This is a genomic window from Pseudoduganella sp. jia 12, assembly GCF_055502675.1.
On sequence record NZ_JBUXKP010000012.1, the window covers coordinates 127,216 to 150,199 of the forward strand.

General features: G+C 63.5%; 22 protein-coding genes. 16 read left to right on the forward strand and 6 right to left on the reverse strand.

All coding sequences use genetic code 11. The annotated features are described in order from the left end of the window. The first annotated feature begins 28 nt into the window (after positions 1-28). The 5 genes from ispH (at position 29) to ACY65G_RS24415 (ending at position 4,971) form a co-directional block, all read left to right on the forward strand. Positions 29-961, forward strand: a complete 933-nt coding sequence (gene ispH, locus ACY65G_RS24395) for a 4-hydroxy-3-methylbut-2-enyl diphosphate reductase (RefSeq protein WP_464999878.1) — start codon at positions 29-31, stop codon at positions 959-961. Positions 962-1,299: 338 nt separating this feature from the next. Beyond that, a complete protein-coding gene (locus ACY65G_RS24400) occupies positions 1,300-2,229 on the forward strand; it encodes a branched-chain amino acid ABC transporter permease (RefSeq protein WP_464999879.1) in 930 nt (309 codons plus the stop codon). Between the two features lie 10 nt (positions 2,230-2,239). Continuing rightward, positions 2,240-3,457: an ABC transporter permease subunit gene (locus ACY65G_RS24405; RefSeq protein ID WP_464999880.1), complete on the forward strand. Its 1,218-nt coding sequence runs from the start codon at positions 2,240-2,242 to the stop codon at positions 3,455-3,457. 9 nt (positions 3,458-3,466) lie between these two features. Beyond that, positions 3,467-4,237: an ABC transporter ATP-binding protein gene (locus tag ACY65G_RS24410; RefSeq protein ID WP_464999881.1), complete on the forward strand. Its 771-nt coding sequence runs from the start codon at positions 3,467-3,469 to the stop codon at positions 4,235-4,237. Further along, a complete protein-coding gene (locus tag ACY65G_RS24415; protein ID WP_464999882.1) occupies positions 4,237-4,971 on the forward strand; it encodes an ABC transporter ATP-binding protein in 735 nt (244 codons plus the stop codon). The genes ACY65G_RS24410 and ACY65G_RS24415 overlap by 1 nt, the downstream gene beginning before the upstream one ends. Before the next feature lie 122 nt (positions 4,972-5,093). Here the strand turns inward: ACY65G_RS24415 and ACY65G_RS24420 are convergent, their stop codons facing one another. Together ACY65G_RS24420 and ACY65G_RS24425 are read right to left on the reverse strand one after the other, a co-directional pair. Next, complete coding sequence (locus ACY65G_RS24420) at positions 5,094-6,059, reverse strand: threo-3-hydroxy-L-aspartate ammonia-lyase (protein ID WP_464999980.1); 966 nt, start codon at positions 6,057-6,059, stop codon at positions 5,094-5,096. A gap of 196 nt (positions 6,060-6,255) precedes the next feature. Beyond that, on the reverse strand, positions 6,256-6,831 hold the full coding sequence (locus tag ACY65G_RS24425; RefSeq protein WP_464999883.1) for a phasin family protein: 576 nt from the start codon (positions 6,829-6,831) through the stop codon (positions 6,256-6,258). A gap of 489 nt (positions 6,832-7,320) precedes the next feature. On the opposite strand from ACY65G_RS24425, the gene ACY65G_RS24430 reads away from it, so the two are divergent. The 3 genes from ACY65G_RS24430 to ACY65G_RS24440 all read left to right on the forward strand — a co-directional run bounded on the left by ACY65G_RS24430 (position 7,321) and on the right by ACY65G_RS24440 (position 10,239). After that, positions 7,321-8,187, forward strand: coding sequence for a DMT family transporter (locus ACY65G_RS24430; RefSeq protein ID WP_464999884.1), 867 nt, complete (start codon positions 7,321-7,323; stop codon positions 8,185-8,187). 11 nt (positions 8,188-8,198) lie between these two features. Next, a complete protein-coding gene (locus tag ACY65G_RS24435) occupies positions 8,199-8,909 on the forward strand; it encodes a nitroreductase (protein ID WP_464999885.1) in 711 nt (236 codons plus the stop codon). A 157-nt stretch (positions 8,910-9,066) separates the two neighbouring features. Further along, entirely contained in the window at positions 9,067-10,239 is a 1,173-nt protein-coding gene (locus tag ACY65G_RS24440) for a serine hydrolase (protein ID WP_464999886.1), read from the forward strand. Here ACY65G_RS24440 and ACY65G_RS24445 read toward each other — a convergent pair. Continuing rightward, positions 10,218-11,000 (reverse strand): IclR family transcriptional regulator, encoded by a 783-nt coding sequence (locus ACY65G_RS24445; protein WP_130187879.1) that lies wholly within the window; start codon positions 10,998-11,000, stop codon positions 10,218-10,220. The genes ACY65G_RS24440 and ACY65G_RS24445 overlap by 22 nt on opposite strands. Positions 11,001-11,084: 84 nt before the next feature. On the opposite strand from ACY65G_RS24445, the gene ACY65G_RS24450 reads away from it, so the two are divergent. The 8 genes from ACY65G_RS24450 (at position 11,085) to ACY65G_RS24485 (ending at position 18,009) form a co-directional block, all read left to right on the forward strand. Next, positions 11,085-11,516, forward strand: coding sequence for a diacylglycerol kinase (locus ACY65G_RS24450; RefSeq protein WP_464999981.1), 432 nt, complete (start codon positions 11,085-11,087; stop codon positions 11,514-11,516). Between the two features lie 105 nt (positions 11,517-11,621). Then, positions 11,622-12,629, forward strand: a complete 1,008-nt coding sequence (locus ACY65G_RS24455; protein ID WP_464999887.1) for a sulfate ABC transporter substrate-binding protein — start codon at positions 11,622-11,624, stop codon at positions 12,627-12,629. A gap of 29 nt (positions 12,630-12,658) precedes the next feature. Next, complete coding sequence (locus ACY65G_RS24460; protein WP_464999888.1) at positions 12,659-13,216, forward strand: RBBP9/YdeN family alpha/beta hydrolase; 558 nt, start codon at positions 12,659-12,661, stop codon at positions 13,214-13,216. Positions 13,217-13,241: 25 nt separating this feature from the next. Beyond that, positions 13,242-13,880: a peroxiredoxin gene (locus ACY65G_RS24465; protein ID WP_464999889.1), complete on the forward strand. Its 639-nt coding sequence runs from the start codon at positions 13,242-13,244 to the stop codon at positions 13,878-13,880. A 334-nt stretch (positions 13,881-14,214) separates the two neighbouring features. After that, positions 14,215-15,090, forward strand: a complete 876-nt coding sequence (gene cysT, locus ACY65G_RS24470) for a sulfate ABC transporter permease subunit CysT (protein WP_464999890.1) — start codon at positions 14,215-14,217, stop codon at positions 15,088-15,090. 18 nt (positions 15,091-15,108) lie between these two features. Next, positions 15,109-15,981: a sulfate ABC transporter permease subunit CysW gene (gene cysW / locus ACY65G_RS24475; RefSeq protein WP_464999891.1), complete on the forward strand. Its 873-nt coding sequence runs from the start codon at positions 15,109-15,111 to the stop codon at positions 15,979-15,981. A 25-nt stretch (positions 15,982-16,006) separates the two neighbouring features. Next, positions 16,007-17,080: a sulfate/molybdate ABC transporter ATP-binding protein gene (locus ACY65G_RS24480; protein WP_464999892.1), complete on the forward strand. Its 1,074-nt coding sequence runs from the start codon at positions 16,007-16,009 to the stop codon at positions 17,078-17,080. Continuing rightward, complete coding sequence (locus ACY65G_RS24485) at positions 17,077-18,009, forward strand: CysB family HTH-type transcriptional regulator (protein ID WP_464999893.1); 933 nt, start codon at positions 17,077-17,079, stop codon at positions 18,007-18,009. Before ACY65G_RS24480 ends, ACY65G_RS24485 begins: the two co-directional genes overlap by 4 nt. Positions 18,010-18,134: 125 nt before the next feature. Here ACY65G_RS24485 and ACY65G_RS24490 read toward each other — a convergent pair whose 3' ends face one another. The 3 genes from ACY65G_RS24490 to ACY65G_RS24500 all read right to left on the reverse strand — a co-directional run bounded on the left by ACY65G_RS24490 (position 18,135) and on the right by ACY65G_RS24500 (position 22,947). Continuing rightward, on the reverse strand, positions 18,135-20,561 hold the full coding sequence (locus tag ACY65G_RS24490; protein ID WP_464999894.1) for a TonB-dependent receptor plug domain-containing protein: 2,427 nt from the start codon (positions 20,559-20,561) through the stop codon (positions 18,135-18,137). A gap of 277 nt (positions 20,562-20,838) precedes the next feature. Next, positions 20,839-21,885 carry an aldo/keto reductase gene (locus tag ACY65G_RS24495; protein WP_464999895.1) on the reverse strand — a complete coding sequence of 349 codons (1,047 nt, stop codon included), beginning with the start codon at positions 21,883-21,885 and terminating at the stop codon, positions 20,839-20,841. Between the two features lie 18 nt (positions 21,886-21,903). Continuing rightward, positions 21,904-22,947: a quinone-dependent dihydroorotate dehydrogenase gene (locus tag ACY65G_RS24500; protein WP_464999896.1), complete on the reverse strand. Its 1,044-nt coding sequence runs from the start codon at positions 22,945-22,947 to the stop codon at positions 21,904-21,906. Positions 22,948-22,984 lie beyond the last annotated feature (37 nt).

A 22,984-nucleotide genomic window follows, 5' to 3' on the forward strand; every position in this document is an offset into this window, starting at 1 on the left:
CCGGACAAGCAAGCCCATGACCATCGCCATGCAAACCGATAAAGAAATCCTCCTGGCCCAGCCCCGCGGCTTTTGCGCGGGCGTCGACCGCGCGATCGAGATCGTCGAGCGTGCACTGCAGCAGTTCGGCGCGCCGATCTACGTGCGTCACGAAATCGTGCACAACGCTTACGTCGTCGAAGACCTGCGCGCCAAGGGCGCGATCTTCATCGAGGAGCTCGATGACGTACCCGCTGGTAACACGCTGGTGTTTTCCGCGCATGGCGTGTCGAAGGCGGTGCGCGCCGAGGCCGAAGCGCGCGGCCTGGCCATCTTCGATGCCACCTGCCCGCTGGTGACGAAAGTGCACGTGGAAGTGGCCAAGATGCGCAAGTCCGGCTGCGAGATCATCATGATCGGCCACGACGGCCACCCGGAAGTGGAAGGCACGATGGGGCAGGCCGAGGAAGGCATGCATCTCGTGGAAACCATCGACGATGTGGCAACCCTGCAGGTGGCCAACCCTGAAAACCTGGCTTACGTATCGCAAACCACGCTGTCGGTGGATGACACGGCCGAGATCATCGAGGCACTGAAGGCGCGCTTCCCGGCCATCCAGGAGCCGAAGAAGGGCGATATCTGCTATGCCACCACGAACCGCCAGGAAGCGGTGAAGTTCATGGCGCCGCAGGTCGAAGTCGTCGTCGTCGTCGGCAGCCCGAACAGCTCGAACTCGAACCGCCTGCGCGAAGTGGCGCGCAAGATGGGCACGCCCGCCTACATGGTGGACCGGGCCGAGCAGATCGATCCGGCCTGGCTCGAAGGCCACCAGCGCATCGGTGTCACGGCGGGCGCCTCGGCGCCCGAGGTGCTGGTGCAGGCCGTCATCGACCGGCTCAAGCAGCTGGGCGCGAAGAGCGTTCGCCCTTTGGAAGGCGTCGAGGAAAACGTCACGTTCCCATTGCCGAAAGGCCTCGTTTGACCCGCCATGCTGTAAACTAAATATTGTTCAGCATTCACGGGATTTTTCCACGCGAAGTTTTCGGCCGGAATCGCTATGATGGCGAGCCGGCGACCTCCTCATTGCCGATCAGACTTCTTTTTGACCGGCTTCCGGGAGGCGCGCGGAAGTAGTAGGATGCAGGCCGCCTGGTGACCGACAGGGACGATGGCGGAAACAAACAGCGGCAAGGGACAGCGGCGCGAACGATGCGCCATGCGGCGGCACTGCGGGGCTATCCTCCGGGTGCCGTTTTTGTTACGCGGCGGCGGGCGATACGCCGGCCGCCGCAAAAAAGGTCGAGCAAACCAAGGGGAGCGATGGACACCTTCATCCAACAGATTATCAACGGGCTGGTGCTGGGCAGCATGTATGCGCTGGTCGCGCTGGGGTACACGATGGTGTACGGCGTGCTGAACCTGATCAACTTCGCCCACGGCGACGTGCTGATGATCGGCGCCATGATCGGCCTGACGATCCTGAGCCTCCTCGGCGCCCATTTCCCCGAGATGAACGGCTGGCTGCAACTGGGCATCGCCATCCTGGGCGCCATCCCCGGCTGCATCATCGTCAACGTGCTGATCGAACGCATCGCCTACCGCCGCCTGCGCAATGCGCCGCGCCTGGCACCGCTGATCACCGCGATCGGCATGTCGATCCTGCTGCAGACGTTCGCGATGATGATCTGGGGCCGCAACCCGCTGCCGTTCCCGCAACTGCTGCCTTCCGACCCGATCGCCATCGGCGGCGCCGTCATCAGCATCACGCAGATCCTGCTGCTGGCCCTGGCCGCATTGTCCATGTGCGCGCTGGTGCTGCTCGTCGAAAAAACCAAGATGGGCCGGGCCATGCGCGCCGTGGCCGAGAACCCGCGCGTGGCGGGCCTGATGGGCGTCGATTCGAACCGCGTGATCGTCTACACGTTCGCGATCGGTGCCGCGCTGGCCGCCGTGGCGGGCGTGATGTGGGGCGCCAACTATGCGTCGATCCAGTTCGCGATGGGCACGATCCCCGGCCTGAAGGCGTTCTGCGCCGCGGTGCTGGGCGGCATCGGCAACATCTATGGCGCGATGATCGGCGGGATCGTTCTGGGCATCATCGAAAGCCTGGGGGCCGGCTACATCGGCGACCTGACCGGGGGCTTCCTCGGCAGCCATTACCAGGACATCTTCGCGTTCATCGTGCTGATCCTGGTGCTGACGGTGCGCCCGTCCGGCATCATGGGCGAACGCGTGGCCGATCGCGCCTGAGGAGACGAACATGGCACTGCTCAATTTCGATACGTCGCGCGATCCGAAAAAGGCCTACACCAGCATGGCGCTGCTGCTGGCGGTCATGCTCATCTTCCCGTTCATCGCCCAGAACTACGGCAACTCGTGGGTGCGCATCGCCGACCTGGCGCTGCTGTACATCATGCTGGCGCTGGGCCTGAACGTGGTGGTCGGCTTTGCCGGCCTGCTCGACCTGGGCTATATCGCGTTCTACGCGGTGGGCGCGTACCTGACGGGCCTGCTGGCCTCGCCACAATTCGCCGCGCTCCTCGAATCGATCATCATGCTGCACCCGGCGTTCGGTGAAACGCTGGTGGCCATCCTCGGCGAGGAGATCCGTACCAACGGCATCCACCTGTCCGTGTGGTTCATCGTGCCGTTCGCAGCGGGGCTGGCCGGCCTGTTCGGCGCCATCCTGGGCGCGCCCACGCTGAAGCTGCGCGGCGACTACCTGGCCATCGTCACGCTGGGCTTCGGCGAGATCATCCGCATCTTCATGAACAACCTGAACGATCCGGTCAACTTCACGAACGGGCCGCAGGGCATCAACCTGATCGATCCGATCCGGGTGTTCGGCGTGGACCTGGCGGGCGAGCAGGGCTCCGGTGCGATGGTGTCCATCGGTGCCTGGCAGATCCCGTCCGTCAATGCGTACTATTTCCTGTTCCTGGCGCTCACGATCGCCACGATCTTCATCACGGCGCGCCTGCAGCATTCGCGCCTGGGCCGCGCCTGGGTGGCGATCCGCGAGGATGAAATCGCCGCCAAGGCCATGGGCATCAACACCCGCAACGTGAAGCTGCTGGCCTTTTCGATGGGCGCCTCGTTCGGCGGCGTGGCCGGCGCCATGTTCGCCGCGTTCCAGGGCTTTGTGTCGCCCGAATCGTTCTCGCTGACCGAATCGATCGCCGTGCTGGCGATGGTGGTATTGGGCGGCATCGGCCACATCCCGGGCGTGGTGCTGGGCGGGCTGCTGCTGGCGGCGCTGCCGGAAGTGCTGCGCCACGTCGTCGAACCGGTGCAGATGCAGCTGTTCGGCAAGGTGCTGATCGAGGCCGAAGTGCTGCGCCAGCTGCTGTATGGCCTGGCGCTGGTGCTGATCATGCTGGTGCGCCCGGCGGGCTTGTGGCCTTCGCCGAAGCACGAAGACCGCCCCGACGGCGATTCCGATACCAAGGGCAAGGCGACCGGCGTCGTGGCGGCGTAAGGAAAACAGATGAGCGAAGAAGTCATCCTGAACATCCAGGGCGTCAATAAACGGTTCGGCGGGCTCCAGGCGCTGACGGACGTCCGCATCAACATCAAACGGGGCCAGATCTATGGCCTGATCGGTCCGAACGGCGCCGGCAAGACCACGTTCTTCAACGTGATCACGGGCCTGTACCAGCCCGATACCGGGACCTTCGAACTGGCCGGCAAGCCGTATTCGCCCTCGGCGCCGCACGCGGTGGCGAAGGCGGGCATCGCCCGCACGTTCCAGAACATCCGCCTGTTCGGCGAGATGACGGCACTGGAAAACGTGATGGTGGGGCGCCATGTGCGCACGCACCAGGGCGTGTTCGGCGCGGTCTTCCGCCACAAGGCGGCGCGCGAAGAGGAAAAGGCGATCCGCATCCGTGCGCAGGAACTGCTGGACTTCGTGGGCATCGGGCAGTTCGCCAGCCGCACGTCGAAATACCTGTCGTATGGCGACCAGCGGCGCCTGGAAATCGCCCGCGCGCTGGCCACCGACCCGCAACTGCTGGCGCTCGACGAGCCGGCCGCCGGCATGAACGCCACCGAAAAACTGGCGCTGCGCGAACTGCTCGTCAAGATCAAGGCCGAAGGCAAGACCGTGCTGCTGATCGAGCATGACGTGAAGCTGATGATGGGCCTGTGCGACCGCATCAGCGTGCTCGAATACGGCAAGCTGATCGCCGAAGGCCTGCCGCATGAAATCCAAAGCAACCAGGCCGTCATCGACGCCTATCTGGGAGGGTCGCATTGATGGCGGTCGATAGCGCAAAAAATGTCCTGAAAATCTCCGGCCTTCACGTCGCCTATGGCGGCATCAAGGCCGTCAAGGGCATCGACCTGGAAGTCAACGAGGGTGAACTGGTCACGCTGATCGGCGCCAACGGCGCCGGCAAGACCACGACGCTCAAGGCCATCACCGGCACGCTGCCGGCCTGCAAGGTGGAAGGCACGATCGCCTACCTGGGCCAGCCGCTGAAGGGCATGCAGAGCTTCCATCTCGTGGAGAAAAAGCTGGCGATGGTGCCGGAAGGGCGGGGCGTCTTCACGCGCATGACGATCCACGAAAACCTGATGATGGGCGCCTACACGCGCAACGACAAGGCTGGCATCGAGGCCGACATCGCCAAGTGGTTCGACATCTTCCCCCGGCTGAAGGAACGCTCGGCGCAGCTGGCCGGCACGCTGTCCGGCGGCGAACAGCAGATGCTGGCCATGGCGCGCGCACTGATGTGCCATCCGCACCTGCTGCTGCTGGACGAGCCGTCGATGGGGCTGTCGCCGATCATGGTCGACAAGATCTTCGAGGTGATCCGCGATGTGTCGAAGCAGGGCATCACGATCCTGCTGGTGGAGCAGAACGCCAAGCTGGCGCTGCAGGCCGCCAATCGCGGCTACGTGATGGATTCCGGCGCGATCACCATGACGGGCAATGCGGACGACATGCTGCACGACCCGCGCGTAAAAGCCGCCTACCTCGGCGAATAATCGCTGCCCCCTGGAAAAACTGGGGACGTACCCCTGTTTTCAGGAAACAATCGGCTTATACGCGAGCCGGCCTGTCTGCAAGTTCAGAAATTGCCTCTAAACAGGGGTACGTCCCCAGTTTTTTAGGCCAGCAATTCGGCGAAGCGGGGCAGGTCGACGTTGCCGCCGCTGATGATGATGCCCACCTTCTTGCCATGCAGTGCGTCGCCGAATGCGCGGGCGGCGGCGAGGCCGAGGCAGCCGGTGGGTTCGACGATCATCTTCATGCGGCTGGCCAGGAAGCGCATCTCGTCGACCAGCTGGGCGTCGGTTACCGTGAGAATGTCGTCCACGTGGCGCTGGATGATCGGGAAGGTCAGGTTGCCCAGGTGCTGGGTCTGCGCGCCGTCGGCGATGGTCTTCGGCGTGTCGATGTGGACGATGGCGCCGCCGCGGAACGATTGCTGGCCGTCGTTGCCGGCTTCCGGCTCAACGCCGAACAGCTTGCAGCGGGGCGACAGCGCCCGCGTCGCCAGCGCCGTGCCGGACAGCAGCCCGCCGCCGCCGAGCGGCACGAACAGGTAGTCCAGCTCGCCCACTTCCTCGAACAGTTCGTTTGCCGCCGTGCCCTGGCCGGCGATCACATCGGCATGGTCGTAGGGCGGAATCAGCGTCAGGCCATGCTTTGCCGCCAGGTCGCGGCCGATCTGTTCGCGGTCCTCGGTATAGCGGTCATAGGTAACGACCGTGGCGCCGTATCCGCGCGTTGCGGCCACCTTGGCCGCCGGGGCATCGAGCGGCATCACGATCGTGGCTGGAATGCCCAGCAACTTCGCCGACAGGGCGATCGCCTGCGCGTGGTTACCCGACGAGAACGCGACGACGCCGGCCTCGCGCTGTGCCGCGTCGAATTTCGCCAGCGCATTGAAGCCGCCACGAAACTTGAATGCCCCCATCCTCTGGTAGTTTTCGGCCTTGAAATACAGCTCGGCCCCCAGCTGTTCGTTGGCGGTGCGCGATGTCAGCACAGGCGTGCGGTGGGCATGCCCGGCAATACGGCCAGCGGCGGCAACGACGTCATCGTAAGTTGGCAGCTTCATGTCGGTCATCATGTCCTCGCAAGTGGCATCTCAAGTCAATTTCTAAACAGATTATCTTATTTTGGATAAACTGTATAGAAGAGGAGCGAAAAAAAGCCCCGAACCAGCCGGGGCATGCGAAGGACATCCGCTGAGAGGATCCACGGATGCCGAGGAGACCTGGGACAGCGATGCTTTCAGTGCGCCGGCGCGGCCGGCGCAGATATTACGCGGCAGCCGCGGCGGCGTTGGCGGCCGGTGCGGATTTGACGGCGGACGTGAACTGGTTCACGGCGGCGTTCACGTTGGCTTCGTAGGTTTCAGCGGCTTGCTTGGCGGTACGGGTGATCTGCTCGTAGCCGGCGTTGGCGCTGCCCAGTGCGGACTTGAACAGGGCCACGGCGTTTTCGGTGCCGGCCGGGGCGTTCTTGCTCACTTCGTCAACCAGCGCGACGACCTTGCGGTTGGTTTCCAGGATCTGTGCTTCGGCGGCCTTAGAGAACTCGGCGGCGGTACCCGATGCGATCGATGCCAGGTTACGGCTGTAAGCGATGGCTTTTTCGGCGTTCGGCTGGGCACGCGAAGCGCTCAGCGAGAAGAATTCTTGCGGATCCTTGGCAGCCAGCAGTTGCTTCGCGGTGGCGGAGGTATCTTCCAGCGAAGCTTTGGCAGCCGTCAGGTTCAGGTCGACGAGCTTCTCAACGCCTTCGAACGCCTTGTTCGTCAGGGTGGAGAAAATCGCGAATTGGCTTTCGAAGCTCGCCTTGGTCGCATTGGAAAATTGCTCAGGAATCGAAAACATGTGGCTCTCCAGAAATGGAATATCGTTGATGAAAGCTTGCTGTGGTCTATGACAGCTATTGTGCAACGCAACATGCCCAATTTTACGGCTGCGCAAAATTAAGTCAAGCGAAATTTGTGCATTGCACCAAAGAACGGGGCAGTCACGTTGGACAACATCGAGCTCAAGCGTCTTTTATTTATTGCCACGAGGAACAGTCCAGTCACATTTTGCAATAACGGAATAACGTCAAATTGTGCATGCACCGAGAACGGATCAGCCACGTTTGACAATACCGAAGCACAACGAGGTTTGTGCATTGCAGCAAAGCTATGGCTGTCGCTTCTCGCGGCATTTGACAGAAGCAAAACTGATGCATTACACCTGAGCGCATTGCATTCGCTTCATGGCAACGCGGCAACGAGTCAAAAATTTGTGCATTGCACAAAGGCGCGCATCGGCACTGGCAACAGCACGGTCCAGTCAACCCTGCCGTGTTAGACTAAAGAGATGTCCTCGCTTGCCTCGCCGGTTCCCCTGTTTTTCGTTTTCCTGTGGAGCACGGGATTCATCGTGGCCAAATTCGGCCTGCCGTATGCGCCGCCGCTGACGTTCCTGCTGCTGCGCTATGCCTGCGCGATGGCCGTGCTGGCGCCACTGGTCTGGCTGCTGAAGGCGCCGTGGCCGAAAGGAAAGGCCGGGCATATCGCCGTGGCCGGCCTGCTGCTGCATGGCGGCTACCTGGCCGGTGTGTGGTGCGCGATCAAGCTGGGCATGCCTGCCGGGCTGTCGGCGCTGATCGTCGGCATGCAACCCATCCTGACCGCTTTCGCAGCGCCGCTGATCGGCGAGCGCGTCACGCCGCGCCAATGGCTGGGACTGGTTTTCGGGCTGGCCGGCGTGGCGCTGGTCGTGTATGCGAAGATCACGCTGACGGGCCTGTCCTGGCAAGCGATCGCCCTGTGCCTGGGCGCGCTGCTGTCGATTACGGCGGGTACCTTGTACCAGAAGCGCAATTGTCCGCAATTCGATTTGCGCACCGGGACGGCGATCCAGTTTTCCGCGTGCTTCGTTGCAACGCTGCCCTTTGCCGTGGTGTTCGAAGGATTGACGCCCGCGTTCGCGGCGGTCGAATGGACGCCGCGTTTCGGCGGCGCGCTGGCATGGTCCGTGTTCGGGTTGTCGATCGGTGCCATCTTCCTGCTGTTCGCGCTGATCCGCCGCAGCGATGCGACACGTGTAACAAGCCTGCTTTACCTGACACCGCCGACGACCGCGCTGATGGCCTGGCTGATGTTCGGCGAAGCATTCAGTCCGCTCGGCGTGGCGGGCATGGCGCTGGCCGTGGCCGGCGTATTCTTCGTGGTCAAGAAATAACAGGAATAGCGATGATTTCTACTCCCGCACAGCAGGCGGTCGATGCCGCCATCACGTCGCGCCGGTCGATCCGCGCCTTTCTTCCGACACCGGTGGCGCGCGAAGACATCGCCGCGATCCTCGAGGTGGCCAGCCGGGCGCCGTCCGGCACCAATACGCAGCCGTGGAAGGCCTATGTGCTGACGGGCGCCGCGCGCGACGCGCTGTGCGCCAGCATCACGGCGGCCTATCGCGACCCGGAACTGAATCGCCGGCACCAGGAAGAATATGCGTATTACCCGCGCGAATGGAAATCGCCCTATATCGACCGTCGTCGTAAAGTTGGGTGGGATCTGTACTCGCTGCTGGGGCTCACGCGCGACAACAAGGAAGGCATGGCCGCCCAGCATGCCCGCAATTTCAACTTTTTCGATGCGCCGGTCGGGATGATCTTCACGATCGACCGGAGCATGGAACAGGGGTCGTGGCTCGACTACGGCATGTTCCTGCAGAATGTGATGGTGGCCGCACGGGCACGCGGCCTCGATACCTGTCCGCAGGCGGCCTTTACACAATTCCATGCAATCATTGCGCAACGGCTGGCATTGCCCGACAATGAAATGGTGGTGTGCGGAATGGCGCTCGGCGTTGCCGATCCGTCAAGGATCGAGAATTCGCTGGTTACCGAGCGCGAGCCCGTCGCCGGTTTTGCCACCTTCATGACAGAATTTATTGACCGATAATTTTTCGTTGCAGCGTTGCGTCAGGGTTGTTGATTGCGCTATCGATTCGGTGGAATTTTGTGCTCGACAATGTGAAATTCGATTGTGCGCGATCAGTGTTTTGCTACACTGCAACGTATCGTACCAATGACGTACAGCTGCTGACCGGGGATATCGTATGTACAAAGTGATCGTAGCCGCCTTGATTTCCGCCTTGTGCATCTCCTTGCCGGTGACGACCGTGCAGGCAGCGAACGGTGCCAAGAAGGTTGCTGTAAAAAAGGTTTCCGCCAAGAAGAAGGTGGTCAAGAAAGCAGGCGTGCGCCGCAAGGCCGTGGCTGAGCCGCGTGGCAAGGTCGTGCGCCGCGTCGTGACCGTGCGGGGCAAGAAAAGGGTGGTCTACCAGCGCGCCATCGTGGCCGCGGCGGCCGTGCCTGCCGTGGTTGCCGCCCGGCCCACGATGGGCGACCTGGCCGGCCTGAACCTCACGCGCGACCCGCTCGACCTGAAGTCCAACGTGGCGCTCGTGGTCGACCAGGCCAATGCCGAAGTGCTGTTCGAAAAGAACGCCGGCGTGGCCCTGCCGATCGCCTCGATCACGAAGATGATGACGGGTCTCGTCGTCGTCGAAGCCAACCAGGACATGGAAGAAGAACTCACGGTCACCGATGACGATGTCGACCGCGCCAAGTTCTCCAGCTCGCGCCTGAAGGTGGGCGACAGGCTGACGCGCCGCAACATGCTGCACATCGCCTTGATGAGTTCGGAAAACCGGGCCGCTTCGGCGCTGGGCCGCAACTACCCGGGTGGCTTGCCCGCATTCGTGTCCGCGATGAACGCCAAGGCGCGCGCGCTGGGCATGACCGACACGCGTTATGCCGACTCGACGGGGCTGTCGAAACAGAACGTGGCCAGCGCGCGCGACCTGGCGAAGCTGGCGATGGCGGCTTATGAACACCCGATCCTGCGCGAGTTTTCCACCGATGCCAAGGCCGTGATCGAACGCAATGGCCGTCCGGTGCAGTTCGGTACCACCAATGGCCTCGTGGTGCCCACGTCCGGCTGGCAGATCGGCTTGCAGAAGACGGGCTTCATCAACGAAGCGGGCCGCTGCGTGATGATGCAGGCCGTGATCGAAGGGCGCTCCGTGATCATGGTGCTGCTCGATGCAAAGGGCACCGCGGCGCGCGTGGCCGATGCGATGCGCATGAAGAAGTGGCTGACGGCCTTGCGGCCGGCGCCGTTCGCCGAAACCGTCGGCAGCGGCACCACCATCGGTACGGCCATGGGTACCGGCAGCGCGCTCAGTGCCGGCGCCGCCGCGATGACTCACTCCGCGGCCGGCATGTAACCCAGCGTGGCGGAGATCTGGTTGGCGGTATTGACCAGGTCTTCCAGCCAGTCATCCTGCAGGCGGTCGGCCGGCGCCGAGATCGACAGGCCCGCCACCAGCTTGCCGCTGTCGTCGCGAATGCCGGCGGCCATGCAGCGTACGCCCAGTTCCAGTTCCTCGTTGTCCCGCGCATAGCCGCGCGAGCGCACCAGCGACAGCTCGCGTTCGAGCTTCGACAGGTCCGTGATCGAATTCTTGTTGTGCCCCGCCAGCCCGGTGCGCGTGGCATAGGCGCGGATCGCCTTCGGTTCATCCACGGACAGGAACAGCTTGCCCGTCGATGTCAGGTGCAGCGGCCCGCGGCCGCCGATCGCGCGCACCACCTGCATGCCGGAGCGCTCGGAGAACGCGCGGTCGATATAAACGATCTCGTCGCCCTGGCGCACCGACAGGTTGATGGTCTGCTGGGTTTTCTTGTGCAGTGCGCGCATGAAGTCCAGCGCCGCTTCCCGTACCGAGAGCCGGCTCTTGACGACATTGCCCAATTCCAGCAGGCGCATGCCAAGGCGATATGTGCCCGGCTCGATACGGTCGACGAAGCGCGTCAGTACCAGGTCGTTCAGGATGCGGTGCGCCGTCGACGGGTGCAGCCCCGAAACCTTCGATAATTCCTTCAGGCTTACCGGGTCCGGGTACTTCGCCAGCGCATCGAGCAGGCCCACCATGCGTTCGATGACCTGAATGGTCGTTTTTTGTTCTGGAACGGATTCGATTTTCATGATGTGGTTGGTGCGGTGCAGTATGTGTCCGGTTATTTATACCATGATGTGAAAATAATGGGAAATTGGACGCGTATCATGACCATGCCGGATCGCTATAATGGCGCACTTACTTTCCAGATCATTTCCATGGCCGAACCCATCAGCGAATTCAAGAGCAAGAATGGCTTGAAGCGCATCCTGTCCGCCCTGTCCTACTCGTTCGACGGCTTGAAAACCGCCTGGCGCAACGAATTTGCATTCCGGCAGGAGCTGGTTGTCTTTACCTTCGCCGCCACCGTCGCGCTGCTGCTGCCGGTGTCCGCTTTCCAGAAACTCGCGCTGATCGGCGTGCTTGTCATCGTGCTGATGGTGGAGCTGGTCAATTCGGCCATCGAAGCCGTGGTCGACCGCGTTTCGCTGGAGCGCCATCCGCTGTCCAAGAATGCCAAGGACCTGGGCAGCGCCGCCGTGCTGATGGCCTGCCTGCTGGCCGCAGCCACGTGGGGTGTCGTGCTGTTCAACCGGTTCTGGTGATCGGGGCGGCGTTATAAGTTTTATGCATAAGGAATGGACGAAAACTTCGTTCTCATTTATAAGCTCAGCAGCTAACCTGCAACCTCCAACAAAAAGGGGAATCAGATGCTGTCCAAAAAACTTTCCACGCTGGCCGCCGCAGTTGTTACGACCCTCGCCGTATCGCTGACCGCACACGCGGCCGACATCACGCTGCTGAACGTATCGTACGATCCGACGCGTGAGCTGTACCAGGACGTCAACGCCGCCTTCGCCAAGGAATGGAAGGCAAAAACGGGCGACAACGTGAAAGTCAAGCAATCGCACGGCGGCTCGGGCAAGCAGGGCCGCTCCGTGATCGACGGCCTGCAGGCGGACATCGTCACGCTGGCCCTCGCCTACGACATCGACGCGATCGCGGAAAAAGGCATCGTCGACAAGGCCTGGCAGAAGCGCCTGGCCAAGAATTCCACGCCCTACAGCTCGACCATCGTGTTCCTGGTCCGCAAGGGCAATCCGAAGGGCATCAAGGACTGGGGCGACCTGGTCAAGCCGGGTGTCGCCGTGATCACGCCGAATCCGAAAACCTCCGGCGGCGCGCGCTGGAACCACCTGGCGGCCTACGGCTACGCGCTGCGCCAGCCGGGCGGCACCGATGCCACCGCGCGCGACTACCTGAAGAAGTTCTACAAGAACGTGCCGGTACTCGATTCCGGCGCCCGTGGCGCCACCACCACCTTCGTCGAGCGCGGTATCGGCGACGTGCTGATCGCCTGGGAAAACGAAGCGCTGCTGGCCATCAAGGAACTGGGACCGGACAAGTTCGAGATAGTGGCGCCGTCCGTGTCGATCCTGGCCGAACCGCCGGTGGCCGTCGTCGACAAGGTCGTCGACAAGCGCGGCACCCGCAAGGTGGCCGAGGCGTACCTGAATTTCCTGTACACCGATGCGGCACAGGAGCTGATCGCCAAGAACTACTATCGCCCGACGGTGGAAAAGGAAGCCAGGAAATACGCGGCGCAGTTCCCGGCCATCAAGCTGTTCACCATTGCCGATGTGTCGGGTGACTGGGCCAAGGCGCAAAAAACGCACTTTGCCGATGGCGGCGTGTTCGACCAGATCTACCAGAAATAACCGGCCCGGCCTGGGGAAGGAGAGGGCGCATGGCTGGCAATGTTTCGCGATTCCGCGTGCTCGTGGCGCCGGGCTTGCACGACAGCGGTCCGGAGCACTGGCAAAGCCGCTGGCAGCGCCTGTATCCCGCCTTCGAGCGGGTGCGGCAGGATAACTGGAGCGATCCGGTCCTGCCGGTATGGAGCGCGCGGGTCGACGAAATGCGCCGGCGCGATACGCGCCCCGTGCTGATCGTCGCCCACAGCTTCGGTTGCCTGGCATCGGTGCACAGCGTGGCCGCCGATCCGGCGGGGGTGGCCGGCCTGCTGCTGGTAGGCCCGGCCGATCCGGACAAGTTCGGCGTGGCTGCGCTGCTGCCGCATGAACCGCTGTCCATCCCTTCCATCATGATCGGCAGCACGAACGATCCGTGGATGCCGATCGAGCGCGCGCGGCAATGGGCGCAGCGCTGGAACAGCACCTTCATCGACGCCGGGGCCCTGGGCCACATCAATGCCGAATCCAACCTGCGCGACTGGCTGTTCGGCCAGCAGCAGTTGCAATTGCTGGCGGATCGGGCGCAGAATATGAAACCACTACAATATTGATCTTTGTCTATTACTGGAGAACTCCATGACGCTACGCCTTGGCGATACCGCACCTGACTTCGAGCAGGATTCCTCGATTGGCCGCATCAAGTTCCATGACTGGGCGGGCGATTCCTGGGTCGTGCTGTTCTCGCACCCGGCCGACTTCACGCCCGTCTGCACCACGGAACTGGGCCTGACCGCGAAGCTCAAGCCCGAATTCGACCAGCGCAACGTGAAGGCGATCGCCCTGTCCGTCGACCCGGCCGATGCGCACAAGGAATGGATCAAGGATATCGAGGAAACGCAGAAGACCGTCGTGGGCTTCCCGATCATCGCCGACGCCGACAAGAAAGTGGCCACGCTGTACGACATGATCCACCCGGAACAATCGGCCACCGCCACCGTGCGCTCGGTGTTTCTCATCGACCCGGCCAAGAAGATCCGCCTGCAACTCACGTACCCGATGAGCACGGGCCGCAATTTCGACGAAATCCTGCGCGTCATCGACGCCCTGCAACTGACCGACAAGCACACCGTGGCCACCCCGGGCAACTGGAAGGATGGCGACGACGTGATCATTCCGCTGACCGTGCAGGATCCGGAAGTGATCAAGCAGAAGTACCCGAAAGGCTTCACCGCCCCGAAACCGTACCTGCGCCTGACGCCGCAGCCGAACAAGTAAGCGGCACCGCATCACGACAAACCCGGGTCCGCCCGGGTTTTTTGTTGCCTGAAACCGGGGTCAGACCCTAAATCTAGGAAACATTTCCTGAACTTGGGGTCAGGGGAGGAGAAGGCAGAGCCTTCTCCGCTACGCAGGCGAGGAGCATGCTCCTCGAAACCCCTGCTGCGCCCCCGGTTCTAGGAAACATTTCCCGGAGAAACTGGCTGGCAGCCCGCATGGTTGCGTCATATCAGTTCCTGCATCTAAGCAAATGACAAAAGGTTAGTTTGGTTTATAACGCCCAGATGCGAGACTTCGGCCTCATTATCCGAAATTGTAATAAGAGGCCACCATGTCTGCAGTACTGCCGGTAACGCAACCGGTGCCGTTCGAAGCAAGGAAGCGGGCGCCGTACCGGGTGATGCCGGGCTTTAAGCTTTCGCTGGGCTTCACGATCTTCTACCTGACGCTGATCGTGCTGATCCCGCTGTCGGCACTGTTCCTGAAAACCTTCACGATGACGTGGGAGGGCTTCTGGCAAGCCGTCACGTCCGAGCGCGTGATGGCTTCCTACCGGCTCACGTTCGGTGCTTCGCTGATCGGCGCCGCGATCAATGCCGTCTTCGGCTTCATCGTGGCGTGGGTGCTGGTGCGCTACCGTTTTCCCGGCAAGCGCTTCATCGATGCGCTGGTCGACCTGCCGTTCGCGCTGCCCACCGCGGTGGCCGGCATCACGCTGACGGCGCTGTATTCGTCGAATGGCTGGATCGGCCAATTCGTCGAAGGCACGCTGGGCATCAAGGTCGCGTTCACGCCGCTCGGCGTGGTGCTGGCACTGACCTTCATCGGCCTGCCGTTCGTGGTGCGCACGGTCCAGCCGGTGCTGGAAGATGCCGAGCGCGAAATCGAGGAAGCCGCCGCTTCGCTGGGCGCGTCGTCGTGGCAGGCGTTCACCAAGGTGGTGTTCCCGACCGTGCTGCCGTCGCTGATGACCGGCTTCGCGCTGGCGTTCGCACGCGCCACGGGCGAATACGGTTCCGTGATCTTCATCGCCGGGAACATGCCGATGGTCTCCGAGATCACGCCGCTGTTCATCATCACCAAGCTGGAACAATACGATTACGCGGGGGCCACGGCGATCGCCGTCGTCATGCTGATCACGTCGTTCATCATGCTGTTGGGTATCAACCTGCTGCAGGCCTGGGCCCGCGGAAAGTCTGGAAAATAATATGAGTGGAGCATTGAAATGAGTGGAGCTTCGCAGCGCGGCGAACTGCCGTCCGTATCCGAAGTGCTGGAACCGCGCTGGGTGCGTTATGCGCTCGTGACCGTGGCGCTGGCGTTCCTGACGCTGTTCCTGTTCGTGCCGCTGATCGCCGTGTTCGTCGAGGCGCTGAAAAAGGGGCTCGACGTCTATCTCGAAGCCATCCGCGAGGACGATGCGATCGCCGCCATCAAGCTCACGCTGATCACGGCGGCCATCGCAGTGCCGCTGAACCTGGTGTTCGGCGTGGCCGCATCGTGGGCGATCGCCAAGTTCGAGTTCCGCGGCAAGAGCCTGCTGCTCACGCTGATCGACCTGCCGTTTTCCGTGTCGCCGGTGATTTCCGGCCTGATCTATGTGCTGCTGTTCGGCGCGCAAGGCTGGTTCGGTCCGTGGCTGGCCGAGCACGACATCAAGATTTTGTTTGCCGTGCCCGGCATCGTCATCGCGACCATCTTCATCACGTTCCCGTTCGTGGCGCGCGAGCTGATCCCGCTGATGCAGGCACAGGGCAGCGAGGAAGAGGAGGCGGCCGTGGTGCTGGGCGCCTCCGGCTGGCAGACGTTCTTCCGCGTGACGCTTCCCAACATCAAGTGGGGCCTGCTGTATGGCGTGATCTTGTGTAACGCCCGCGCAATGGGCGAGTTCGGCGCGGTGTCCGTCGTGTCGGGCCACATCCGCGGCGAAACCAACACGATGCCGCTGCAGGTGGAGATCCTCTACAACGAATACAACTTCGTCGCGGCCTTCGCCGTCGCCTCCCTGCTGGCCCTGCTGGCGCTGGTGACGCTGGCGCTGAAATCCTTCATCGAGTGGCGCCTGCATGAATCGCGCAATGCCGACGACAACAATTAATGGTCAATAAAAGCTGGAGCAAGACATGACGATCGCAGTCAAGAACATCAACAAGCGCTTCGGCGACTTCGTTGCGCTGAACAACGTGTCGCTGGATTTCCCGGCCGGCGAACTGACCGCGCTGCTGGGCCCTTCGGGCTGCGGCAAGACCACGCTGCTGCGCTGCATCGCCGGCCTGGAACACCCGGATTCCGGCCAGGTGCTGCTCGATGGCCAGGATGCGTCCGACCGCCACGTGCGCGAACGCCAGGTCGGCTTCGTGTTCCAGCACTATGCGCTGTTCAAGCACATGACCGTGTTCGAGAACGTGGCGTTCGGCCTGCGCGTCAAGCCGCGCGCCGAGCGTCCTTCCGAAGACCAGATCCGCAGGAAGGTGAAAGATCTTCTGGAACTGGTGCAGCTGGACTGGCTGGCCGACCGTTATCCGCCGCAGCTCTCCGGCGGCCAGCGCCAGCGGATCGCGCTGGCCCGCGCCTTGGCCGTGGAGCCGCGCGTGCTGCTGCTGGACGAACCGTTCGGCGCGCTGGACGCGAAGGTCCGCAAGGAACTGCGGCGCTGGCTGCGCCGCCTGCACGACGACCTGCACGTGTCGTCCATCTTCGTCACGCACGACCAGGAAGAAGCCCTCGAAGTGGCCGACCAGGTGGTGTTGATGAACAAGGGCACCGTCGAGCAGATCGGCACGCCGGACCAGGTGTACAACCACCCGGCCTCGCCATTCGTGTATGGCTTCCTCGGTAACGTCAACGTCTTCCATGGCCGCGTGCATGAAGGCGTGCTGGCCAGCGAAGGCGCGCAACTCGACGTGCCGGACCACACCCACGTGCGCGACGCGAAGGGCACCGCCTACGTGCGGCCGCACGAAATGGAAGTGGACCGTTATGTCAGCGGCGCGGAAGGCATCGTCGTCAAGCTGCGCCGCGCGCATGCGATCGGCCCGCTGGCCCAGCTGGACCTCGAGCGCACCGACAATGCGCAGCTGATCGAGGCAACGATTTCCAATGAGCGGTTCCGCAACCTGGAACTGAAAGAGGGCGAGACCCTCGTGGTGAGGCCGAAACGCCTGCGCGTATTCGTCGATGAAGGAGCTTCCATATGAACTTCCAGCAGCTGCGGTCCATCCGCGAGGCGGCCCGCCGCAACTACAACCTGACCGAAGTGGCCAATGCGCTGTTCACATCGCAGCCGGGCGTGAGCCGCCAGATCCGCGAACTCGAGGACGAGCTGGGCGTCGTCATCTTCGAGCGCAACGGCAAGCGGCTCACGGGCCTGACCGACCCTGGCAAGGGCATCCTGAAGATCATCGACCGCCTGCTGATCGAGGCCGAGAACCTGCAGCATGCCAGCATGGAATACAAGGGCCAGAGCACCGGCACGCTGAAGGTGGCGGCCACGCACACGCAGGCGCGCTATGCGCTGCCGCGCGCCGTGTCGCACTTCCGCACCGCGTTCCCCGACGTGCGTATCGCGCTGCAGCAGAGCGCGCCGGAGCATATCGCAGAGTGGGTGCTGTCCGGCAAGGCCGATATCGGTATCGCTACCGAGGGCCTGTCGCAGTTCCCGGACCTGGTGTCGTTCCCGTGCTACCGCTGGAGCCACCTGGTCGTCGTGCCCGACGACCACCCGCTGCTGACGCGCACGCCGGTGCGGCTGGAAGACCTGGCCGAGTTCTCGCTGATCACGTACGACGTGGGCTTCACGGGCCGCGGCCACATCGACGATGCGTTCGACAAGGCCGGCGTGCGGCCGGACATCGTGCTGACCGCGATGGATTCGGACGTGATCAAGCAGTACGTGGCGCTGGGCCTGGGCGTGGGCATCGTGGCATCGATGGCGTTCGACCACGGCCGCGACAAGGGCCTGCGCGCGATCGAGGCATCGCACCTGTTCGCCTCCAATACCACGCGCCTCGCCGTGCGGCGCGGCGCTTACCTGCGGCAGTATGCGTATGAATTCATCACGCAGTTCGCGCCCGAGTTGAAGCGGGGCGATATCGAGCTGGCGCTGCTGGGCAGCGAGGCGGCGTGATGGTGGGCTTCATGGGAAAGTACAGCAGTTGATCCCGGCGCAGGCCGGGATTTTTTTTGCGCCAACTTTGTCGCGATAAAAAAATCCCGCTTGCAAGCGGGATTTTTCGTTGAGGGGACAGGCGCTTACCAGCTATACCCCACCTTCGCATAGAAGAACCGCCCATTGAATCCGGCCGGCGAGAAGTTCGAGTACGGATAGATGCCGTTCGTGTTCAGGTTGGCCACGGTGGTGGTCCTGTCGGGATAGCTGTCGGCCAGGTTGTCGATGCCGGCGGTCACGCGCCAGTTGTCGGCCAGCCGCACGGTGGCGGAAACGTCGAGTACCCATTGTCTTCCATAGGTCTGGTCGTTCGACGCGTTGTTCTGCGGGACGGTGAACTCGCCGTATTGCGTGGCCAGCGCCCGGGCGCTCCACGCCTGCGCCGTGTAGTCGGCACCGAGGCTGAACTTGTCCTTCGGCGAGCCCACCGTGTTGCGCAGCACGGTCTGGCGGTCGATGAGCAGCAGGTTGTTCTGGCTGAGGATCGCCGGGTTGGCCGCCACGTTTTCCACGGTCGTCTTGTTGTGGTTGTAGGCGGCGGTAAAGTCCACGCGATCGCGGTTGGCCAGGTTCCAGCGGTAGGTGCTGACGATATCCACGCCGGTGGTCTTCGTGTCGATCGCGTTGGTGAAATAGCGGCCCGCGCCCACCTGCACGCCCTGGGCGGCCAGCGTATTGCGCAGGGCCGGCGACAGTGTCATGTTGGCCGACAGCGCGATGCGGTCGTCGACGAAGATGCGGTATACGTCCACGGTGGTGTTGAAGTTGCGCGTAGGCGCCCATTGCACGCCAATGCCGTAGTTGCGGGCCTTCTCGGCCTTCAGCTGCGTGGCGCCCAGCGCCTGCGCGGCGGCGCTGCCGACGGCGAACGTGCCCGTTTCGATCGGCCTGTTCTCGCCGTTGACGACAGCGAAGTTGGTGGTGGTGATCGTGTAGAACTGCTGCGCCAGCGACGGCGCGCGGAAACCGGTCGACGCCGTGCCGCGCACCGACAGCTGGTCGTTGAACGCATAGCGCGCCGAGGCCTTGGCCGACGTGGTGCTGCCGAAGTCCGTGTAGTGCTCGTACCGGGCGGCCAGCGCGCCGGACAGCTTCGGCGTCACCTGCGCCTCCAGGTTCACGTAGGCGGACTGGTTGCTGCGGCTGTTCTTGCCCGCGTTGACGGGGCGGAAGCCCGAGAAGCCCTGCGCACCCGACCCGGTGTACGACGCGGCATCGCCCGCGTCGATCTCGTATTCCTCGTGGCGGATTTCCAGGCCGGTTGCCACCGTCAGCGGGCCGGAGAACGCCGCCACCGGGATTTCACGCGCAAGGTCGAAGTTGGCGACGGATTGCGTGTTCGTCAGCTTGCCGAGGTGGAAGTGGGTCGGGCTGGCCACGCCCAGGTCCTGGTTGACGGTATTGTCGATGTCGAGCCAGAAGCTGTTGCGTCCCCAGTCCACGCTGGCATCCCAGCGCCATTCGCCGATGTCGCCGCGCACGCCGGCCACGATCGACGAATCGGTCGACGTGCTGTTCTGCAGCGGCAGGAAGCCTTGTGCGAACAGCGGCGTACGCTGCACGTAGCGCACCGGCGGCAGCACGCCGTTCACGGCGGGGTCCTGCACCGTGACGAGGGCGGTGCGCCACGTGGCGGCCGCCTCGCTGTCACGCTCGCCGTACTGGCCGAACGCATAGAAGTCGGTGTTCTCGCCCAGCTGGTATTGCGTGTTGAAGAACACATTGCGCGGCTTCGTTTCCGAATCGCCGTAGCGCTGCGTGACCTGGCCGTACAGCGGCTCGAGCCGGTTGCGGCTGTCGGCCCCCGCGCGGTTGGTGGGATTGCGGTCCGCGCCCTCGGCAGCGAGGCGCAGCCAGCCCTTGTCGCCCAGCGCGAAGCCGGCCGATGCCTTCAGCGATACCTGCTCGCCGTCGCCTTCGCCATACCAGCCGGTGCCGATTTCAACGTCGCCGCCGGTCGGTCCTTTCTTGAGGATGATGTTGACGACGCCGGCGATCGCATCCGAACCGTATTGCGCCGAGGCGCCGTCGCGCAGCACCTCGATGTGATCGATCGCGGCCAGCGGGATCGCGTTCAGGTCCACGGGCGCCGAGCCGCGGCCCGCCGTGCCGTTGACGTTGACCACGGCCGAAGCATGGCGGCGCTTGCCGTTCACCAGCACCAGCACCTGGTCGGGCGCCAGGCCGCGCAGCTGCGCGGGACGCACCGCGTCCGATGCATCGGCACCGGACGGGCGCGGGAAGTTCATCGATGGCAGCAGGCGTGACAGCACGGTGGCCAGCTCGGTCGACCCCGTGGCCTGCAATTCCTTCGCGCCGATGATGTCGATCGGCGATTCGGAATCGGTGGTGCGCCGGTTCTTCGCGTACGTGCCGGTGACCACGACGGTCTGCAGTTCTTCGGCGGGGGCTTGCGGCTGTTGCTGCGCGCCGGCGGGAACGGTGACGGTGGCCGCAGCGGCTGCGATCAGGGTGAGGACGAAGGGGGAATGCCTGTAGCGTGTGCTCATCGTGATGGTGGTGAGTTGATTGACCGCGCTATGTTAGCTGGTCGACCGCACGGCACGAACGACGGAGTAGGGGTTTGCTTATGCGCGGGGTGCATATAGGCAGTGAGCCGCGGGCCTGCTTCCACCCCAAGGCAGGCCCTGGGGTCAGGAAGAGTGTTGGCCTGCATGCCAACACCGCTTTGCCGGCAAGGAGCAGTGCTCCTTGAAACCCCGGCAAAGCCCCGCCGGGTCTGACCCCGGCAGTTGCGGGTGGATGGAACCAGGCTTACGCCCTCGGCTACTGCCCCGGGTTGGGCAGGCTGGCATGGATCGCATCGACCGCTTCCAGCACGTGCTGCGGCAGCTTCACGGCGTAGGCGTCGATGTTTTCCTGCAGCTGCGCCAGCGTGGTGGCGCCGATGATGGTGGAGCCCACGAACCAGCGCGAGTAGCACCAGGCCAGCGCCAGCTGCGTGGGCGTGAGGCCATTGTCGCGCGCGAGCTTCGTGTACTGCGCCACGGCCTCCAGCACGGCGGGACGCAGGTAGCGCGGGCTCCACGTCGGCGGGAAGATCGTCAGGCGGCCGTGCGCCTTCGGGTCGTCGTGGTACTTCGCCGTCAGCTGGCCGAACGCCAGCGGGCTGTAGGCCAGCAGCGTCACGTCTTCGCGGAAGCACGTCTCGTCCAGGAAGCTCGTCTCGTAGTGGCGCGCGGTCAGGTTGTACAGGTTCTGGATCGTGGCGATGCGCGGCAGGCCCTTCGTTTCGGACTGCTTGATGAATTCCGACACGCCCCAGCTCGATTCGTTCGACACGCCGATATGGCGGATCTTGCCTTCGTCGACTAGCTTGCCCAACGCGGCCAGCGTGTCCTCGATCGCCACGCAAGGGCGTTCGGCGGCCGGATCGAAGGCGTTGTTGCCGAAGATGGGCACGTTGCGGCTCGGCCAGTGCAGCTGGTACAGGTCGATGTAGTCCGTCTGCAGGCGCTGCAGGCTCGTCTCGACCGCGGCGCGCAGGTTCTTCTCGTCGAAGTTCTGCTCGCCGCCGCGCACCCAGTGGATGTTCGGGTTCGGGCCGGCCGCCTTCGTGGCCAGCACGATGCCGTCGCGCCTGCCGCTCTTCTTCAGCCACGTGCCGATGTAGCGCTCCGTGAGGCCCTGCGTTTCGGCGCTCGGCTGCACCGGGTACATCTCGGCCGTGTCGATGAAGTTGATGCCGCGCTCGATCGCGTAGTCGAGCTGGCCATGCGCATCGGCTTCCGTATTCTGCCGGCCCCACGTCATCGTGCCGAGGCAGATCTTCGTGACGTCGACATCGGTACGGCCCAGTTTGATTTTTTCCATGAACTCCTCGAATTTGCGTCAGGTTTTACGGATGGCGTCCGCGCAATCGCGAACGAGCGCCGGGCCCGCGTAGATCAGGCCGCTGTACAGCTGCACGAGCTGGGCACCGGCATCGATCTTAACCTTTGCATCATTTCCGCGCATGATGCCGCCCACGCCGATGATCGGCAGGGCGTCGCCCAGCTCGGCCTTCAGCAGGCGGATGACGCGGTTCGACAGTTCGAACACGGGCGCGCCGGACAGGCCGCCCGCTTCGGCGCCATGCTGCATGCCTTCGACGGCGCTGCGCGACAGCGTGGTGTTCGTGGCGATCACGCCATCGATGCGGTGGCGCACCAGCGCATCGGCGATATTCTTCACCTGGTCCTCGTCCATGTCGGGGGCGATCTTCAGCGCCAGCGGCACATAGCGCTTGTGCTGGTCCGCCAGGCGCTGCTGGGCATCCTTCAGTTGCCCCAGCAGGCCGTCGAGTTCGGAGCCGCCCTGCAGCTGGCGCAGGTTCTTCGTGTTCGGCGACGAGATGTTCACGGTCACGTAGCTGGCGTAGGGATAGACCTTCTGCAGGCAGTGCAGGTAGTCGTCGGCCGCGCGCTCGATCGGCGTGTCGGCGTTCTTGCCGATGTTCAGGCCCAGCACGCCTTCACCTTGCTGGTAGAAGCGCGACGACTGCACGTTGGCGACGAACGCATCCACGCCGCCGTTGTTGAAGCCCATGCGGTTGATGATGCCGTGCGCGGCGGGCACGCGGAACATGCGCGGCTTCGGGTTGCCGGGCTGGGCGCGCGGGGTCACGGTGCCCACTTCGATCGAGCCGAAGCCCAGGTCGGCCAGCGCATCGATGTAGGCGCCATCCTTGTCCAGGCCGGCGGCGAGGCCGACAGGGTTCCTGAACTGCACGCCCATCACGGTACGCGGGTCCGGTTTCGGCGCCCGTACGATCGTGCGCAGCAGGCCGAGTTTCGCCAGGCGTTTCAGGTTGTCGAGGGTGAAATGGTGGGCGGATTCGGCGTCCATCGAGAACAGCGCCGGACGCGCGAGGGAATACAGGAATTTGTCGGACATGGAGGGGGCGAGGAAAACAGCGGGATGGGTCGAAGAC